This window comes from Streptomyces macrosporus (genome assembly GCF_039533145.1).
In the GTDB taxonomy this organism is placed as follows: Bacteria; Actinomycetota; Actinomycetes; order Streptomycetales; family Streptomycetaceae; genus Streptomyces; species Streptomyces macrosporus.
Window position 1 is genome coordinate 288,248 of sequence record NZ_BAAASZ010000027.1, and the last position, 16,729, is coordinate 304,976.

Genomic DNA, 16,729 nt, shown 5'->3' on the forward strand with positions numbered 1-16,729 from the left:
CCGAACCGCCGAAAGGACGTGGCAGACGTGAAGGTCGCCTTTCTCGTGGCTCCGGAGGGCGTGGAGCAGATCGAGCTGACCGACCCCTGGCAGGCCGTGAAGGACGCCGGGGGAACGCCGGTCCTGCTGTCCACGCAGAGCGGGCGGATCCAGGCGTTCAACCACCTCGACAAGGCCGACACCTTCCCGGTGGACCAGCAGGTCGCCGACGCGCGGGTCGAGGACTTCGACGGCCTGGTGCTGCCCGGCGGCGTCGCCAACCCCGACGAACTGCGGACGGACGAGAAGGCCGTGGCCTTCGTCCGGGACTTCTTCCAGGCCGGCAAGCCGGTCGCCTCGATCTGCCACGGGCCGTGGACGCTGGTCGAGGCGGACGTGATCCGCGACCGCATGCTCACCTCCTGGCCCAGCCTGCGGACGGACATCCGCAACGCGGGCGGCAACTGGGTCGACCGGGAGGTCGCGGTCTGCACGAACGGACCGAACACCCTGATCACCAGCCGCAAGCCGGACGACCTCAAGGCGTTCTCCGAGGCGTTCCTGCGGGAGTTCTCCGCCGTCTCGGCCTGACTCCCGGCCCCGGCTCCCGCCCCCGGCACCGGCCGGGGGCGGCTCGCTCCCGCGCGCTCCGGCATGACCTCGCGGGTGATCGACCCCGCGCCGGGGCGCGGCGGCATCGTCGCGACCGGGCCCACCGGCCCGGTGGGCGGCAGCCAGGAGCAACGGGAACGGGAGGAACCATGACCGCCTGCGCCATCGCCCACCTTCGCGACCACCCCGGCCCGCCCCCGGACGTCGTCGCCTACCTGGAGCGCATCCAGGACACCCTCGACCCCTACTCCGGCCGTTTCCTCGTGCACGGAGGCCCGATGGAGGTCCGCGAGGGCGAGTGGCCGGGGAGCATGGTGATGATGATCGAGTTCCCGGGGATGGACGAGGCGCGCGCCTGGTACGACTCGGGGGCGCACCAGGAGATCCTGCCGCTGCGGACCGACCACATCGACGGCACGGTCGTCCTCGTCGAGGGCGTCGGTCCCGACCACCACCCGAGCCGGAGGATCGACGCGCTGCGCCGCGCGGCGGGCGCCTGACCCGCCCACGGCGAGCGCCGACGACCACACTCCGCCCGGCCGCCGCGCTGCGGGCCTCCGCCCGCCGGAACCGGCCTCACGGGGACGGTCCCGTCGAAGACCGTCCCGGAGCCGGTGAATTGAGCGGCTCCTGAGGCGACTCGCCCTCGCCGCGCCGAAGGTGGTGGACCATCAGGTCCCGGCGCGTCAGGCCCCGGCGCGGAGCCGGACCCGCGGGTCGGGAGGGGCCGGCACGCGGCCGAGAGGCCCGTTCCGCCCACGTGCTGTGCGGGCTACGTGCTGTGCAGGGCCTCGCGGGCGGTGTCGACGAAGCGGTTGAGGGCCGCCCAGAAGGGCCGGTACCGGCCGTCGAACTCCGCCACGGCCTCCTCCACGGCGCTCCCGTCGCCCTCCACCATGGTGGTGAAGGGCCGGTGGAAGGAGCCGACCTCCCTCTTCAGCGCCTCCGCCGCCTCGGCCACCTCCGGCGGACCTTCGAGATCGACCACGCGCACACACCGTCGGATGCCCGCGTACTCGTCGCGCTCGCGCTCGTACAGCGCCGACCACGCGGCGGCACGCTCGGCGGCGTCCTCGACGCGCGAGGCGGCCGACACCTTCCAGTACAACTCCGCCATGCGGTGGGCCTGTTCGACGAGGTCGAGGTACGCCCTGCGCCTGCCGTCCCGCAACTGCTGCCGACGCTGTGTCTCCGCGGCCGCCTGCCCCTGTATCCGGGCGGTCCTGGCATTGCCCAGGGTCGTCACCCAACTGGCGAGCACGGCCGTGCCGCCGGTGAGGGCCGCCACCCACCACGTGTTGTCCGTCACGCGCCACATCGTCCCAGGCCACGGCGGGCGCGGAGACGGATGTACGGGAACGGTGGCCCTTCCCCGGAAGCGCCGAGCCGGCACGTACCGCCGCGTGGCGGGCACGCGGTTGGACGCACGCGCGCCTGCCCCGACGCCGCTTCGGTTCCGGGTCCGGAATCCCGGAAACCCGCCGCCACCGCTCCTCGCTCCCCTCCGGCGCCCGCCGAGCCCGGGCGCGCACTCGTCCGCGAGCCCTCGGCCCGCCGCACGGGCGCCGGCAGGCGGCCGGCACGGTACGCACAGGCGGGGAGGCCGGAGCGGTGCGCAGGCCACCGGGGCCGATCGGCCGGTGGTCGAGACCGACGGCGAGGACGTCCGGCGCATCCCGGAGCGCCGGGACCGGCCGTACCTCGGCCGACCGGCGTACGGGGACGACGACGCCCCCGTACCCGTCCGAACAGCGAACGGGGCCGGGGGCGTCGCGATGGCGCGGCCGGATCAGCTCTCGGCCTTGGCCACGCCGACCGGGCAGGAGACGCCCGTGCCGCCGATGCCGCAGTAGCCGCCGGGGTTCTTGTCCAGGTACTGCTGGTGGTAGGGCTCCGCCGGGTAGAAGGGGCGGGTGTCGGCGGGGAGGATCTCCGTGGTGATCGCCCCGTAGCCCGAGGACGTCAGGACCGACTGGTAGGCGTCGCGCGACGCCTCGGCCGCGGCCTGCTGGGCCGGGGAGTGGGTGTAGACCGCCGAGCGGTACTGGGTGCCCACGTCGTTGCCCTGCCGGAAGCCCTGCGTGGGGTCGTGGGACTCCCAGAAGAGCTTCAGCAGCGCCTCGTACGAGACCTTCGACGGGTCGAAGACCACGCGGACGACCTCCGCGTGGCCGGTCAGGCCCGAGCAGACCTCCTCGTACGTGGGGTTCTCGGTGTGGCCGCCCTGGTAGCCGGCCAGGGTCGTCCACACGCCCGGCGTCTGCCAGAACTTCCGCTCGGCGCCCCAGAAGCAGCCCAGACCGAAGTCCGCGACCTCCAGGCCCTCCGGATAGGGCCCCAGCAGGGGGTTGCCCAGAACCGTGTGGCTCTCCGGAACGGGGAAGGGGCGCTCGGGACGGCCCTTGAGGGCCTCCTCCGGGGTGGGGAGGGACGTCTTGTGGTAGCCGAACAGCATGCTCACCTCTCGTCAGTGTGTCGGCGGTGTGTGCGCGGCGTCGCCGCCCCGGCTCTCGTAGCCCGCGACCGCCAGGGCGCGGTACGCCGCGTACTCCGCCGCGGGATCGCCGCCGTCGACCCACGGCACCGCACCGACATAACCGTCGACGGCCCGCACCTGTTCCATGGCCTCGGCGTACCGCTCGGCGCGCACCAGGAAGCACAGCAGCAGGTGGCGCACGTGCGGCGCGACGGGGTGGTCGGCGGGGGCGTGGTGGAGGGCGTACTGGGCGCCCGCGATGGCCTGTTCGACCACCGCGCTCCGGTACAGGCCGCTGACCATGTTGGCCTCGGGCAGGTGGTCGTGGACGGCGAAGAGGGGAAGCGCCGGGAGCAGGGTGCCCTCGGGGGCGTCGCCGGCCGCGCCCTGCGCGAAGGCGTAGGCGTCCTCACGGGACCCCTGGCCCTTGGCGGACCAGTACGGGAGCGCCACCAGGTGCGCGCCCATGTGGTGCGGCGCCCGCCGGCGGACCTCCTCCCACAGCTCCTCGAAGTCGGCGCGGCGCACCCCCAGGGCGCGGGCGGCGAACAGCTCGACGATGCGCGCGGTGGGGTCGGACGGGGCCAGCCGGGCCGCCTCCCGGGCGATGTCGCGGGCCTCCTCCAGGATGATCCGCCGGTCCGCCGTACCGGTGTCGCCGAGCGCCTGCCAGACCAGGAACTGCGCGTACACCTGGGCGCAGCCCGCGTCCCGCGGGGACGAGGCGCGCCAGTCGCGCAGCCAGCGCGCGCCTCCCGCGACGGCCGCGGCGGGGGGCGCGTCGGCGTCCCGGGGGGCGTCCTTGGTCAGGGAGTGGCCGGAGGGCTCGGTCGGGGCCTGCTCCGCGACGGCCGGGGCCATGCGCGAGCGCGCCAGCTCCACCGCCGCCGCGCCCGCCAGGGACTGGACGCGCTGCCACCGCAGTTCCCAGTCGCCGTCGGTCAGGGCGAGCAGCCGGGCGACGGGCCGCCAGTCCTGGGTCCGCTGGGTCTCCTCCAGCGCCTCGATCAGCTCCGGGTCCGGGCCCGGCAGCCGTACGTCGAGCCGTTCGGGCGGCACGAAGCCGTACCGGTCGGGGTCGGCGAGCCGCACCGGGAACCCCCCGTTGTCCTTCAGTTCCCTGCGGCGGCGCACCGCGGGCACGATGAGGAATCCGACGACGGCGGCGATGGCGATGAGGAACAGCAGCGCTTCCATGCCTCCACCGTACGGCCCGCCCATTAGGCTCGTGGCCATGAGCGACCAGCACGCGAACCGGAACGCGGTACAGCACTTCGAGACCCTCGCCATCCACGCCGGACAGGAACCCGACGCCGCGACCGGGGCGGTGGTGCCGCCGATCCACCAGGTGTCGACGTTCAAGCAGGACGGGGTGGGCGGCCTGCGCGGCGGCTACGAGTACAGCCGCAGCGCCAACCCGACGCGCACCGCGCTGGAGGAGAACCTCGCCGCGCTGGAGGGCGGCCGGCGCGGGCTGGCCTTCGCCTCCGGACTGGCCGCCGAGGACTGCCTGCTGAGAACCCTGCTGACGCCGGGCGACCACGTGGTGATCCCCAACGACGCCTACGGCGGCACCTTCCGGCTCTTCGCCAAGGTGGCCGAGCGGTGGGGCGTCGAGTGGTCGGTGGCCGACTCCTCCGACCCGGCGGCCGTCCGCGCCGCGCTGCGGCCGCGCACGAAGGTCGTCTGGGTGGAGACCCCGAGCAACCCGCTGCTGGGCATCACCGACATCGCGGCCGTCGCCGACGTGGCCCGGACGGCGGGCGCCCGTCTGGTGGTGGACAACACCTTCGCCAGCCCCTACCTCCAGCAGCCGCTCGCGCTCGGCGCGGACGTCGTGGTCCACTCCACGACCAAGTACATGGGCGGCCACTCCGACGTGGTCGGCGGCGCGCTGATCACCGCCGACGCGGGCCTCGGCGACGAACTGGCCTTCCACCAGAACGCCATGGGGGCCATCGCCGGGCCGTTCGACTCCTGGCTGGTGATGCGCGGCATCAAGACCCTGGCGGTGCGGATGGACCGGCACTGCGCCAACGCGGCCCGGATCGCCGAGCTGCTGGCCTCCCACCCGAAGGTCACCCGGGTCCACTACCCCGGACTGGACTCCCACCCCGGACACGAGATCGCCGCCAAGCAGATGCGCGACTTCGGCGGCATGGTCTCCTTCCAGGTCGCCGGGGGCGAGGAGGCGGCCGTCGAGGTCTGCAACCGGGCGAAGCTGTTCACGCTCGGCGAGTCGCTGGGCGGGGTGGAGTCCCTGATCGAGCACCCGGGACAAATGACCCACGCCTCGGCGGCCGGTTCGGCGCTGGAGGTGCCGGCGGACCTGGTGCGGCTGTCGGTCGGCATCGAGGCCGTCGACGACCTGGTGGAGGACCTGACCCAGGCGCTCGGCTGAGCGCGGGGCCCGTGGAGGCGGGCCGGCCGGAACGACGGGCCGCGGCGACTCGCCGCGGCCCGTTTCCGTGTCGTCGGGGGCGTCGTCGCGGGGTGTCGTCGTCGGGGGCGTTGCCGGTTCCGGGACCGTCTGCGGCCCGTCCGCGTCCCGTCTTCGGCGCGTCTTCGACGCTCGCGGCCGGGGGAGAGCGTCAGCGGGGAGCGTCGTGGCAGGGGACGAGCGCGGGGTGGCGGCACACGGCGCCCAGGGCCGCCGCCGCGCCGCGCACGGCGGCCGTGTGGGGCGCGGGCGCCGGTCGGACGGGGACGCGCAGCCGCCGGGCCAGGAGGTACACGATCTCCGGGCGCAGCGCGCCGCCGCCGGACAGCAGCACGCCGCGCCCCAGGGCGTCGAGCGTCCACGGGGTCGGGTCGCCGCGCAGCATGTCGGTCACCGTCTCGACGACCGAGCCGGCGAGGGCGGCGGCGGTGGTGATCGCGCCGAGGTCGGCGGTGCCCAGCGGCGTGCGGTGGGCGGTGGCCACCGCGCCGTCGACCAGCAGCGCGATCTCGGTGAGATGGGCTCCGACGTCCACGACCAGCAGCGGCTCGGTCAGATCGGCGCTCGCGCCCAGGGCGACGGCCCGGACGCTGTCGATGGTCAGGACCGTGCGGGGGCGCAGGCCCTCCAGCGCGGCCAGCGCGGCGGCGCGGTGGTCGTCGTCGCACAGCACGGGGGTGGCGAGGACGACCACGGGCCGGCGGCCCAGGTGGTGCGGGTGGTGGACCGACAGGCGGTCGAGCAGCCGCGCGACGCCCTCGACGTCCACGACGCTGCCGCGCTGGACGGGATGGGTGCCGTACGGGCCGGGGGAGGTGACCGTGGGGGTGTCGACGATCAGGCCCCGGCCGGGCTGCCACACCCGGGTGCGGGCGCTGCCGAGGTCGACCGCCAGCCCCGGGGACGAGCGGCGCACCGGCCACGCCCTGTCGCGCAGGGGAGGGAGCGGTGAGGGAGGGGTCACCGCCGTGCCTCCCCGGCCGGCCGGCAGGGGACGCAGTACCGGGTCTGCGGCACGATCTCCAGCAGGTGGAAGGGGATGGGACGGTCACACCGCAGGCAGCGACCGTACCGGCCCTGGTCCATCCGCTCCAGGGCGTCCTCCACGTCGGCGAGCACCATGCGGGCGGACGCCGAGAGCCTGGTGTCGACCGCGGCCCGGGCGGCCGTGTGCCGCTCGGGCCGGGCGCGGGCGAACTCCCGCAACTGGTCGAGGCGGAATCGGCGCTGCTCCTCCAGGCTCTCCCGCAGCGTGGCCGTTTCCCGGGGGGTGAGCCCGGCACCGACGGCACCGGCGACCTGGTTGTTCAATGCTTCACGTCCTCTGTGGAGCTCTGTGGAGCGCGGGGGAGTGGTGGGGGAGGGCGCCGGGGCGCGGAGAGGCGGGCACCGCCCGTCCACGCCCCCGGGAAGCGCTCCGTCAGGCCGCGCGCTGCTGGCAGCCGACGCAGCAGCGGGCGTACGGAAGGATCTCCAGCCGTTCGACCGGAATGGCGGTTCCGCAGCCCTGGCAGGTTCCGTAGGTGCCGTCGTCCAGCCGGGCGAACGCGAGGTCGATCTCCTGCAGCACGCGGCGTATGGCGGCGGCCTGGACCGTCATCAGGTCCTCGGCCCCGTGGTGCTCGCCTTTCTCGACCTCGGCCAACTGGGAGAGGCGGGAGTCGCGCTCGTGCTCCAGACGCCGGCGGGCGTCGTGCGCGGAGAGGCGTTCGGGAGGGTCTTCGGAGCGGGCCGCGTCGATCGTCATCGCGGTCGTGGTCCTTCCGTGAACAGGATGAGGGGCGGAATACGGGAGGGCGCGCGGCCCCGCCGTGGCGAGGGGCCGCGCGCCCCTGTGCCCTCCACCATGGAGGGCACGCCGGGCGATGGCCATAGGTGATGACACCCATCTGTGCGGGGTGCCGCGCTGTACGTCCCCCCGGGGACGGGCCGACGCGACCCCCACGGATGGCGGGCGGCCCCGATCGACCCGGGCGGCCCCGCCCCGGCACGCTGGCCCGGTCCGGTGGGGCGGAACCGGACGCGGGCGGACACCGACGACGAGGACACCGACGACGACCGGAACGCGAAAGTGACGGATAGTGGTGGGGACAAGGTGATCGAGGAGGTCGTACGCGCCGTGTCCCTGTTCTGGCGGATCTTCGGGCTCAACGCGGTGGTGCTCGGCACGGCCACGGCGCTGCTGCTGTGGGCGCCGGTGACCGTCTCGGTGCCCGTGCTGCTCACCGAGGCCGTCGTCCTGGTGGGCGGGCTGGTCGTGATGCTGGTGGCCAACGCCGCGCTGCTGCGCGTCGGCCTGGCCCCGCTGGACCGGCTGGCCCGTCTGATGACCACGGTCGACCTGCTCCGCCCGGGGCAGCGGCTGCCGGTGACCGGACGGGGCGGGGTCGCCGAGCTGATCCGGGCCTTCAACGACATGCTCGACCGGCTGGAGGCCGAACGCGCCACCAGCAGCGCCCGGGTGCTGTCCGCCCAGGAGGCCGAGCGGCGCCGCATCGCCCAGGAACTCCACGACGAGGTCGGGCAGAGCATGACGGCCGTCCTGCTGGAACTGAAGCGGGCCGCGGACCGCGCCCCGGACCGGGAGCTGCGCGCCGAGTTGCAGCACGCCCAGGAGATCACACGTGAGAGCCTGGACGAGGTCCGGCGCCTCGCCCGCCGGCTGCGCCCCGGTGTGCTGGAGGACCTCGGGCTGGTCAGCGCGCTCACCGCGCTGGCCGGCGACTTCGCCACCCATACCGGGCTGACCGTACGGCGCCGCTTCGACACGGACCTGCCACCGCTGGACCGGGAGAGGGAACTCGTGCTCTACCGCGTCGCACAGGAGAGCCTGACCAACGCCGCCCGCCACGCCGACGCCGCGCACGTCGAGGTGGGGCTGCGGCGCACCGCCGACGGCGTGGTGCTGAGCGTGAGCGACGACGGCCGCGGCATCGGCCTCGCCGCCGAGGGCGCCGGCATCCGCGGCATGCGGGAGCGCGCCCTGCTCGTCGGCGCCACCCTGGACATCGACACCTCGCCCGGCGACGGCACCCGGGTGCGGCTGTCCGTGCCCGCCACCGGGGACGGGCACGGCGGGGACGGGCCCGCCCGGGACGGCGCGGGAACGACGGGGGTGGCGGCGTGACCGGCGGCACCGCACCGGGGGCGCACCCCACCCGCATCCTGCTCGCCGACGACCACGCCCTGGTCCGCCGGGGCGTGCGGCTCATCCTCGACGGCGAACCCGACCTGCGCGTGGTCGCCGAGGCCGGGGACGGCGCCGAGGCGGTCGCCGCGGCCCGCGAGCACCCCGTCGACCTGGCCGTCCTCGACGTCGCCATGCCGCGCATGACCGGCCTGCAGGCGGCCCGCGAGCTGTCCGCCCGCCACCCGGGCCTGCGCATCCTGATGCTCACCATGTACGACAACGAGCAGTACCTCTTCGAGGCCCTCAAGGCCGGGGCCTCCGGGTACGTGCTGAAGTCCGTCGCCGACCGCGATCTGGTGGAGGCGTGCCGGGCGGCGATGCGCGGCGAGCCGTTCCTCTACCCCGGCGCGGTGACCGCGCTGATCCGCAACTACCTCGACCGCGTCAAGCAGGGCGAGGACGTCCCCGACCGGGTGCTCACCGCCCGCGAGGAGGAGGTGCTCAAACTGGTCGCGGAGGGCCACTCCTCGAAGGAGATCGCCGAGACACTGGTCATCAGCGTCAAGACTGTCGAGCGTCACCGTGCGAACATGCTCCACAAGCTCGGACTGCGCGACCGTCTGGAACTGACCCGCTACGCCATCCGGGCGGGACTGATCGAACCCTGACGGCGGGCGCGGACCGCGCGCCCGCACCGACCGCCCACCGGCCCGGCGTGGGCGGGCGGTCCACCCGAGGAACGCCCGAGAGACGCCCGAGGAGGAGGCGGCATGGCCCAGCGGACCGCCGCGTCCCCCTGCCGTCGGCGGGGTGCCCGGCCGGGCCTCCGGGCGGTCTCCCGGCCCGGCCCCCGGTCGGGACGGCGCCGGGCGGGCGCGCACCCGGCCGGCGGGGCGGTCGGCGTGCTCCTGGCGGTGGTGGCCCTCCTGCTGGGAGTCCTGGCCCCCTCCGTCGCGGCCGCCGACGGCACTCCCTGGGTCGGGGGCGCGCGCGGCACCCCGTCCGCCGGTGATCCCGTGCCCCCCGACACCTCCCTCGCCTCCCTGCCGCACGTCGTCACCGCGCCGTGCGCGGCCGGATGCGAACGACCCCCCCTGCTGTACCGGGACGCCACCGGGGAGCGGCACGCCGCCCACCCGGGCGGCGCGACCCTGCCGGGCCGGGCCCACCTGCCCCGGCCCGCCGAGGGCATACGCCCCTCCGCGGCGCCCCCGGACGTCTCCGGAAGCCTTCACACCGCCCGCCATCCGGGCCGGGCGCCGCCACCTCCGTCGGGCAGTTGACGTTCCCCCGTCCCGTCCCCGCCGCGACCGGGCCGGTCGCGGCGCCCTGCTGGAGGCTTCTCCTTGAAACGCGCCAACCTGGTGAGGGCGCTCATCGCCCTCGCCGTCGTCGCCCTGTCCGTCTATCTCACCGTCACCACGTCCCCACGCCTCGGCCTCGACCTGCGCGGCGGCACCCAGATCGTGCTGGAGACCCGCGACTCGCCCACCGCCAAGGCCGACCGGGAGGCCACCGACCGCACCCTGGAGGTGCTGCGCCGCCGGGTCGACGCGCTCGGCGTCGCCGAGCCCGGCATCACCCGGTCCGGGGACAACCGCATCATCGTCGAGCTGCCCGGTCTCCAGGACCCGCGCGAGGCCGCCGACGTCCTCGGCCGCACCGCCCAGCTCTCCTTCCACCCCGTCCTCGGCGTCGCGGAGGAGGGCGAGAAGGCGAAGGGGAAGGAGCGCGTACTGCCCGACGAGTCCGGGCAGCGGCTGCGGCTGGGCCCGGCCGCCCTCACCGGAGGGGAGGTGGAGGACGCCGAGGCCCAGCTCGACCAGCAGACCGGCGGCGGCTGGTTCGTCACCGTCGACCTGCGCGGCAAGGGGAAGGACGCCTGGGCCGACCTGACCGGCGAGGCCGCCTGCTCGCCGGCTGGCGACCCCAAGCGCCGGGTCGCGATCGTCCTGGACGACAGGGTCATCTCCTCCCCGCAGGTCGACCCCTCGGTCGCCTGCAACGTCGGCATCACCGGCGGGTCCACCCAGATCACCGGCAGCTTCAGCCAGGAGGAGGCCAAGGAGCTGGCCCTGCTCATCGACGGCGGCGCCCTGCCGGTGCCGGTGGAGCTCATCGAGCAGCGGACCGTCGGCCCGACCCTGGGCAAGGAGGCCATCGAGGCCAGCGCCTGGGCCGCCGTCATCGGCACGGCGCTGACCGCGCTGTTCATCATCTGCGTCTACCGGCTCCTGGGCCTCCTCGCCGCGGTGGCCCTGGCCTGCTACGGGCTCATCTCCTACGCCGCGCTGGTCGCGCTCGGAGCCACCCTCACCCTGCCGGGCCTGGCCGGTTTCGTGCTGGCGATCGGCATGGCCGTGGACGCCAACGTGCTGGTCTTCGAACGTGCCCGCGAGGAGTACGCCGCACGCGGCGGCAGGAGCCTGCGCACCGCCGTGACGGAGGGCTTCCGCAACGCCTTCAGCGCCATCGCCGACTCCAACATCACCACGCTGCTCGCCGCCGGTCTGCTGTTCTTCTTCGCCTCCGGCCCGGTGCGCGGCTTCGGCGTGACGCTCTCCCTCGGTGTGCTGGCCTCCATGATCAGCGCCCTGGTGATCACCCGGGTGCTGGTGGAGTTCGTCACCGCCCGGAAGGCGGTCCGCAAGCATCCCGCGATCACCGGCGTCGCCCGCGTGGGCAAGGTGCGGGAGTGGCTCAACGAACGGCAGCCGGACCTGATGCGCCACGGGCGGCGCTGGCTGGCCCTCTCCGCCGCCGCGGTCGTCCTGGCCGGCTCGGGGATCGTGGCCCGTGGACTGGACTTCGGGGTGGAGTTCACCGGCGGACGGCTGATCGAGTACTCCACCGCCTCCCCCGTCGACCCGGAGGAGGCCCGCTCCGCGCTGGCCGACGCGGGCTTCCCCCGCGCCGTCGTCCAGTCCTCCGGGGACGACGACCTCACGGTGCGCGTCGACGAGCTGTCCAACGCCGAGGAGACCGAGGTCGCCGAGACGATCGAGGGACTCGGCGGCGACACGGAGAAGGTCCGCGACGAGCTGATCGGCCCCAGCCTCGGCGACGAGCTGCGCCGCAACGCCCTGATCGCCCTCTGTATCGCCCTGGCCGCCCAGATGCTCTACCTGGCCATCCGGTTCCGCTGGACCTTCGGGGCGGCGGCGGTCGTCGCGATGGTCCACGACGTGCTGATCCTCATCGGCGTCTTCGCCTGGCTGGGCAAGCCCATCGACGGAGTGTTCCTGGCCGCCCTGCTCACCGTGATCGGCTACTCGGTCAACGACTCGGTGGTGGTCTTCGACCGGGTCCGCGAGCTGTGGGGCGCCAACCGGAAGATCCCGTTCGCGAAGGTGGCCAACACCGCGATCCTCCAGACCGTGCCCCGCACCGTGAACACCGGCATGGGCGCGCTGTTCATCCTGGCCGCGCTGGCCGTGCTGGGCGGCGACACCCTGACCGACTTCGCCCTGGCCCTGCTGATCGGCATCGTGGTGGGCACCTGGTCCTCGATGTTCACCGCGACGCCCATCGCCATCGAGCTGGAGGCCCGCAGCAGCGCCCCGCCGCCCACCAAGGGCGGGAAGTCCTCCGTCACCACCATGGACCGCTCCGACCGCCGGCCGGACAGGAGGCGGCGGCCCGGGGACACCGGCGCCCTGGTGTGACCGGGACGTGACCCGGCGCGGCGGACGCCGCGGACCGTGAGCGCACACCGACGAGCCGCCGTACCCCCGCGGGGGTACGGCGGCTNTCCCGCCCGACGGACGTCGGGCGGCACCGGGGTCAGGACTTCTTCGACTCCCCGGAGGAGTGCTCCTCGAAGGAGACCTTCCCGATGTGGCGGTTCATCGACTTCATCAGCATCCAGACGGCCAGACCCAGCACGGCGAAGACCAGGAAGCCGAGGACTCCGGGCGTCACCTTGTTCTCGTCGAACTGCTTGGCCAGCTCGACGAGGCCGGAGGAGTGGGTCAGTGCGAGGGAGGTGGACGGGCTCATGGCGTCAATTCTCCCGGATCCCCGCGAAGAGGTCGTCCTCGGGGAGGGAGGTGTCCACCAGGGACTTCGCCAGCTCGTAGTCCTCCGTCGGCCAGACCTCCCGCTGGATCTCCAGCGGGACCTTGAACCAGCCGCCGTCGGGGTCGATCTGGGTGGCGTGGGCGATCAGCGCCTTGTCCCGGACCTCGAAGAAGTCCCCGCAGGGCACGAACGTGGTCAGCGTGCGCTCGGGCCGGTCGGACTCGTCCCAGCGCTCGAGCCACTCGCCGTAGGGCGACTCCAGGCCGCGCTCCAGCATCGCGTTGTGCAGGGCGAGGGTGCGGCGGCGGTTGAAGCCCTGGTTGTAGTAGAGCTTCAGCGGCTGCCAGGGCTCGCCCGCCTCCGGATACCGCTCGGGGTCTCCCGCGGCGTCGAAGGCCACCATCGTGATCTTGTGGGTCATGATGTGGTCCGGGTGCGGGTAGCCGCCGTTCTCGTCGTAGGTCGTGACGACCTGCGGCTTGAAGGAGCGGATCAGCTTCACCAGCCGTCCGGCCGCCTCCTCCACGTCCTGGAGGGCGAAGCAGCCCTCCGGCAGCGGCGGCAGCGGGTCGCCCTCGGGCAGGCCGGAGTCGACGAAGCCCAGCCACTCCTGCTTCACGCCCAGGATCTCGCGGGCCTCGGCCATCTCCCTGGCCCGCACCTCGTGGATGTGCTCCTCGATGTAGGGGTCGCCCTGGAGCTTGGGGTTGAGGATGGAACCGCGTTCTCCGCCCGTGCAGGTCACGACCAGCACGTCCACCCCTTCGGACACGTACTTCGCCATGGTCGCCGCGCCCTTGCTCGACTCGTCGTCGGGGTGCGCGTGCACGGCCATCAGTCTGAGCTGTTCAGTCAAGGCTGGATCCTCGTTGGCTGGTCGTGGGAGACGGCTTCTATAGTGACGGAAGCGGCATCCGCTTGTATTCCCGATAGGAACGACAGGACGTGACCATGACCTCCGCACACGACGGGCTCACCCGCGAGCGGTACGGGCGCTCCGCGGACGAGCGCGCGGACCGCGTGCTGAAGGTGGTCGGCGCCGTGCTGGGCGTGGTCTTCCTGGGGATCGTGGGCTGGTTCGGGGTGTCGTACGTCGCCGGCACGAAGGTCAGCGGCGAGTTGATCAAATTCGACGTGGCCTCCGACCGGGAGGTCGCCGTCCATCTGGAGATCCGCAAGGACGCGGACGTCACGGGGGTGTGCACCCTCAGTGCCGTCGCCGAGGACGGTGGCGAGGTCGGCCGGGCGGACTTCACCTTCGACCAGAAGCGGACCCGGATCGACGAGGTCGTCACCGTACGGACCGCCGGCCGGGCCACGACCGCGCAGCTCGTCGGCTGTACGGCGGTCGACGGAAGCTGACGATCTTCCCGAGCCTCCGACGGCCGACCTTCTTCCCTTTTCCGTCGGAATTGTTAGGCTCGTGGTTTCGCCCACCCATGAAGGCGCACCTTTCGGGTAGGGCGTTGCTTTATATCCCGAGTACCGACGAGGAGCACCTGTGACCCAGACCAGCGACAACGTCACCTGGCTCACCCAGGAGGCGTACGACCAGCTCAAGGCCGAGCTGGAGTACCTGTCGGGTCCTGCCCGCGCCGAGATCGCCAAGAAGATCGAGGCGGCCCGTGAGGAGGGCGACCTCCGTGAGAACGGTGGTTACCACGCGGCCAAGGAGGAGCAGGGCAAACAGGAGCTGCGGGTACGCCAGCTCACCCAGCTGCTGGAGAACGCCAAGGTCGGCGAGCCTCCGGCGGACGACGGCGTGGTCGAGCCCGGCATGGTGGTCACCGTCGCCTTCGACGGCGACGAGGACGACACGCTGACGTTCCTCCTCGCCTCTCGCGAGTACGCGAGCGCGGACATCGAGACCTACTCTCCGCAGTCCCCGCTGGGCTCGGGTGTGAACGGCAAGAAGATCGGCGAGGACGCCCAGTACGAGCTCCCGAACGGCAAGATGGCCTCGGTGAGGATCCTGGACACCAAGCCGTACCGGGGCTGACCCCCGCGACAACGGCACGGTCCCCGGCTCCGCGGAACGCTGCGGAGACCGGGGACCGGGACGAGGCGGGACCGGTCAGCCGGCCGAGCGGTACTTGCGCACCGCCAGCGTCCGGAAGACCACGATGATCAGCACCGACCACAGCAGCGAGGCCAACGCCGGGTGCTGCATGGGCCAGGCGTCGGGCGCCTGGTAGCCCGCCGGGAGGTTCCCGAAGAGCTCGCGGGCCGCGAGCACGGTCGCGCTGAACGGGTTCCACTCCGCCACGTGCTGGAGGAACGAGGGCATGTTCTCGGACGGCACGAAGGCGATCGAGATGAACGTCAGCGGGAACAGCCAGATCAGCCCGCCGGAGGTCGCCGCCTCCGGGGTCCGCACCGACAGGCCGATCAGCGCGCCGATCCAGGTGAAGGCGTACCCCAGCAGGAGCAGCAGCCCGAAGCCCGCCAGCGCCTTGAGGACGCCCTCGTGGGCCCGCCAGCCGACGAGCAGCGCGACGATCGCCAGCACCACCAGGGTCAGTGCGGTCTGGACGAGGTCGGCGAGGGTGCGGCCGGTGAGGACCGCGCCGCGCGCCATCGGCAGGGAGCGGAAGCGGTCGATGAGGCCCTTGTGCATGTCCTCGGCGATGCCCGCGCCCGCGCCGGCGGTGGCGAAGGTCACCGTCTGGGCGAAGATGCCCGCCATCAGAAACTCGCGGTAGGCGTCCGCGTTCAGCCCGGCGCCGGGGATGTTGATCGACCCGCCGAAGACGTAGCTGAACAGCACGACGAACATGATCGGCTGGATGAGGCCGAAGATGATCATTTCCGGGATGCGGAGCATCCGCAGCAGGTTCCGCTGGGCGATCACCAGCGAGTCCGTCAGGGACTGGCGGATGCCGCCGCCGCCCGACGCGGGGGCCTGGGTCCTGGACGCCAGGCCGGTGGTGGTGCTCACTTGACGCGCTCCTTCCGCCCGGTGGTCTCTCGGGTGCCCTCGGTGTTCTCGTCGCCGCCGGCGGCTTCCTCGGCGGCGTGACCGGTGAGCGAGATGAACACGTCGTCGAGGGTCGGGCGGCGCAGGCCGACGTCGTCGATCTCGACCCCTCGGCCGTCCAGCTCGCGGATGGCCTCGGCGAGCAGCTTGGCGCCGCCGACCACCGGGACGGTCAGCTTGCGGGTGTGCTCCTCGACGGCGACCGCGCCCCGGCCCAGGCCGCGCAGGATCTCCTCGGCGGTGCGGATGGTGTCGCGGTCGTGGACGATCACCTCGATGCGCTCGCCGCCGATCCGCGCCTTGAGCTGGTCGGAGGTGCCGCGGGCGATGACCTTGCCGTGGTCGACGACCGCGATGTCGTGGGCCAGCCGGTCGGCCTCCTCCAGGTACTGCGTGGTCAGCAGCAGCGTGGTGCCGCCGGAGACCAGCTCCTCGATGACCTCCCACAGCGCCTGGCGGTTGCGGGGGTCCAGGCCGGTGGTCGGCTCGTCCATGAACATCACCGGCGGGCTGACCACGAGCGCGGCGGCGAGGTCGAGCCGGCGGCGCATGCCGCCCGAGTAGGTCTTGGCGATCCGGTCGGCGGCGTCGGCGAGGTTGAACCGCTCCAGCAGTTCGTCCGCCCGCCGCTTCGCGTCCCGCGCGGACATCTGGTAGAGGCGGCCGACCATCCGCAGGTTCTCGCGGCCGGTCAGGTACTCGTCGACGGCCGCGAACTGGCCGGACAGGCCGATGGAGCGGCGCACCTGGTGGGGATGGGCGAGGACGTCGATCCCCGCCACGACCGCGCGGCCGCTGTCGGGCCGCAGCAGGGTGGTCAGCACGCGGACGGTGGTGGTCTTCCCTGCGCCGTTCGGACCCAGCAGGCCCAGCACGGTGCCTTCGGGAACGTCGAGGTCGACACCGTCCAGAGCCCTGACGTCGCCGAAGGTCTTGACCAGCCCCTCGGCGTAGATGGCACCTGGCATGGAGGTCTCCCATGGGTGTGGGTGGTCGGAAAGTCGAAAAGGACAGGTTCCTCGCCCCCGGACGTCTCCGGCGGAACGCGCGCGAGGACGCACCACGGGTGCGGTGGTGGGTCAGCACTATGCAGCA

At 73.3% G+C, this 16,729-nt stretch carries 19 protein-coding genes; 9 read left to right on the top strand and 10 right to left on the bottom strand.

Annotation, left to right across the window (positions count from 1 at the left end):
- The first annotated feature begins 27 nt into the window (after positions 1–27).
- Positions 28–570, top strand: coding sequence for a type 1 glutamine amidotransferase domain-containing protein (locus ABD335_RS20415; RefSeq protein ID WP_344325712.1), 543 nt, complete (start codon positions 28–30; stop codon positions 568–570).
- Positions 571–740: 170 nt separating this feature from the next.
- On the top strand, positions 741–1,091 hold the full coding sequence (locus ABD335_RS20420) for a DUF1330 domain-containing protein (RefSeq protein WP_344325459.1): 351 nt from the start codon (positions 741–743) through the stop codon (positions 1,089–1,091).
- A gap of 272 nt (positions 1,092–1,363) precedes the next feature.
- Here the strand turns inward: ABD335_RS20420 and ABD335_RS20425 are convergent, their stop codons facing one another.
- From ABD335_RS20425 to ABD335_RS20435, 3 genes are all read right to left on the bottom strand, one after another.
- The gene (locus ABD335_RS20425; RefSeq protein ID WP_344325462.1) at positions 1,364–1,909 is read right to left on the bottom strand and encodes a hypothetical protein; all 546 of its coding nucleotides are present in this window, start codon (positions 1,907–1,909) and stop codon (positions 1,364–1,366) included.
- Between the two features lie 471 nt (positions 1,910–2,380).
- The gene (msrA, locus tag ABD335_RS20430) at positions 2,381–3,046 is read right to left on the bottom strand and encodes a peptide-methionine (S)-S-oxide reductase MsrA (RefSeq protein WP_344325715.1); all 666 of its coding nucleotides are present in this window, start codon (positions 3,044–3,046) and stop codon (positions 2,381–2,383) included.
- Between the two features lie 12 nt (positions 3,047–3,058).
- Positions 3,059–4,264 (bottom strand): hypothetical protein, encoded by a 1,206-nt coding sequence (locus ABD335_RS20435; RefSeq protein WP_344325465.1) that lies wholly within the window; start codon positions 4,262–4,264, stop codon positions 3,059–3,061.
- A gap of 37 nt (positions 4,265–4,301) precedes the next feature.
- Here ABD335_RS20435 and ABD335_RS20440 point away from each other — a divergent pair, with 37 nt between their 5' ends.
- Positions 4,302–5,468 carry a cystathionine gamma-synthase gene (locus tag ABD335_RS20440; RefSeq protein WP_344325467.1) on the top strand — a complete coding sequence of 389 codons (1,167 nt, stop codon included), beginning with the start codon at positions 4,302–4,304 and terminating at the stop codon, positions 5,466–5,468.
- A 190-nt stretch (positions 5,469–5,658) separates the two neighbouring features.
- Here the strand turns inward: ABD335_RS20440 and ABD335_RS20445 are convergent, their stop codons facing one another.
- From ABD335_RS20445 to ABD335_RS20455, 3 genes are all read right to left on the bottom strand, one after another.
- Positions 5,659–6,471 carry a rod shape-determining protein gene (locus ABD335_RS20445; protein WP_344325470.1) on the bottom strand — a complete coding sequence of 271 codons (813 nt, stop codon included), beginning with the start codon at positions 6,469–6,471 and terminating at the stop codon, positions 5,659–5,661.
- Positions 6,468–6,818, bottom strand: a complete 351-nt coding sequence (locus tag ABD335_RS20450) for a TraR/DksA family transcriptional regulator (RefSeq protein ID WP_344325473.1) — start codon at positions 6,816–6,818, stop codon at positions 6,468–6,470. Before ABD335_RS20450 ends, ABD335_RS20445 begins: the two co-directional genes overlap by 4 nt.
- 109 nt (positions 6,819–6,927) lie before the next feature.
- Positions 6,928–7,254: a TraR/DksA family transcriptional regulator gene (locus tag ABD335_RS20455; protein ID WP_344325476.1), complete on the bottom strand. Its 327-nt coding sequence runs from the start codon at positions 7,252–7,254 to the stop codon at positions 6,928–6,930.
- Positions 7,255–7,626: 372 nt separating this feature from the next.
- Between ABD335_RS20455 and ABD335_RS20460 the strand changes: the two genes are divergently transcribed.
- The 4 genes from ABD335_RS20460 to secD all read left to right on the top strand — a co-directional run bounded on the left by ABD335_RS20460 (position 7,627) and on the right by secD (position 12,302).
- Complete coding sequence (locus tag ABD335_RS20460) at positions 7,627–8,634, top strand: HAMP domain-containing sensor histidine kinase (protein WP_344325718.1); 1,008 nt, start codon at positions 7,627–7,629, stop codon at positions 8,632–8,634.
- Entirely contained in the window at positions 8,631–9,305 is a 675-nt protein-coding gene (locus ABD335_RS20465; protein ID WP_344325479.1) for a response regulator, read from the top strand. Before ABD335_RS20460 ends, ABD335_RS20465 begins: the two co-directional genes overlap by 4 nt.
- Before the next feature lie 102 nt (positions 9,306–9,407).
- The gene (locus ABD335_RS20470; protein ID WP_344325482.1) at positions 9,408–9,920 is read left to right on the top strand and encodes a hypothetical protein; all 513 of its coding nucleotides are present in this window, start codon (positions 9,408–9,410) and stop codon (positions 9,918–9,920) included.
- A 63-nt stretch (positions 9,921–9,983) separates the two neighbouring features.
- A complete protein-coding gene (secD, locus tag ABD335_RS20475; RefSeq protein ID WP_344325485.1) occupies positions 9,984–12,302 on the top strand; it encodes a protein translocase subunit SecD in 2,319 nt (772 codons plus the stop codon).
- 118 nt (positions 12,303–12,420) lie between these two features.
- On the opposite strand, the gene ABD335_RS20480 is transcribed toward secD, so the two are convergent.
- Together ABD335_RS20480 and mca are read right to left on the bottom strand one after the other, a co-directional pair.
- Complete coding sequence (locus ABD335_RS20480; RefSeq protein ID WP_344325488.1) at positions 12,421–12,636, bottom strand: hypothetical protein; 216 nt, start codon at positions 12,634–12,636, stop codon at positions 12,421–12,423.
- Between the two features lie 4 nt (positions 12,637–12,640).
- On the bottom strand, positions 12,641–13,513 hold the full coding sequence (gene mca / locus ABD335_RS20485; protein WP_344325491.1) for a mycothiol conjugate amidase Mca: 873 nt from the start codon (positions 13,511–13,513) through the stop codon (positions 12,641–12,643).
- Positions 13,514–13,608: 95 nt separating this feature from the next.
- Here mca and ABD335_RS20490 point away from each other — a divergent pair, with 95 nt between their 5' ends.
- Positions 13,609–14,019, top strand: a complete 411-nt coding sequence (locus ABD335_RS20490; RefSeq protein WP_344325494.1) for a DUF4307 domain-containing protein — start codon at positions 13,609–13,611, stop codon at positions 14,017–14,019.
- Positions 14,020–14,158: 139 nt separating this feature from the next.
- On the top strand, positions 14,159–14,656 hold the full coding sequence (gene greA, locus ABD335_RS20495) for a transcription elongation factor GreA (RefSeq protein WP_344325497.1): 498 nt from the start codon (positions 14,159–14,161) through the stop codon (positions 14,654–14,656).
- A 75-nt stretch (positions 14,657–14,731) separates the two neighbouring features.
- Here the strand turns inward: greA and ABD335_RS20500 are convergent, their stop codons facing one another.
- Together ABD335_RS20500 and ABD335_RS20505 are read right to left on the bottom strand one after the other, a co-directional pair.
- On the bottom strand, positions 14,732–15,595 hold the full coding sequence (locus ABD335_RS20500; RefSeq protein WP_344325500.1) for an ABC transporter permease: 864 nt from the start codon (positions 15,593–15,595) through the stop codon (positions 14,732–14,734).
- Entirely contained in the window at positions 15,592–16,602 is a 1,011-nt protein-coding gene (locus tag ABD335_RS20505) for an ATP-binding cassette domain-containing protein (RefSeq protein WP_344325503.1), read from the bottom strand. The genes ABD335_RS20500 and ABD335_RS20505 overlap by 4 nt, the downstream gene beginning before the upstream one ends.
- Positions 16,603–16,729: the final 127 nt, after the last annotated feature.